Below are 661 nucleotides of genomic sequence, written 5' to 3'. Positions count from 1 at the left end.
CAGTAAGCGCCGTGTGAGCGACTGGGCCAGATAAATCCATCACTGTCGCACCAGTGTATCGGCGGTTAAGCGGATCGGTATCCACTAATTTCCACATATTGTCTTCTAGCTGAATACGAACAACGGAAACGCCGTGAGCGTTAATCTCTTTGCGAACTTCATCAACAATTGTGCGAACGCCATTCGCGACTGTTGGACCGTTTGGATGCAGTGCTGATGTATCAATGTATTCATGGTTGATGCAAAGCAGGCCGTCGGGCGTACTGTCATTTAATGGGAAAAAGTGCATGCCATCATGGTGCATGCCTAACGCGTTAAGTTGGTCTGAGCTGGTGTTACTGCCATCATTTTTCCACGCGCTGCCTTGAGCATTCAGCGGTGTACCCCAAGGTACCAGTACCTGAGCGGTATAACCCTGTGGAATAGAAACGGCATCAGTCAACGAGCCAGGAATTGAGTCAAAGTTAAGTACCGCTTTCGAAACACCAGAACCGTTACTTGCCGACGTGCCAGAGCTCGAAGAGTTACAGCCCGCCAATCCAAAAGCACCAAACGCAGTCATTGCGCTGATACCAAGGCCACCTTTTAAGATGCTACGACGAGATAGACTCGCTTCTAGTACTTCTTCAAAAGGCTTGTTATCGCTTTGGTTATAACGCGT

1 protein-coding gene is annotated in these 661 nt (G+C 48.9%); it reads right to left on the bottom strand.

What is annotated here, in order from left to right:
• The coding region (locus tag R7R24_RS27520) for a PhoX family protein (protein ID WP_318120242.1) at positions 1–661 on the bottom strand (661 nt) is incomplete at both ends.

The sequence above is a fragment of the Vibrio sp. 704 genome, from assembly GCF_033339295.1.
The sequence above is the reverse complement of the archived record's forward strand: the minus strand, read 5'-3'. Positions and strand labels throughout refer to the sequence as shown.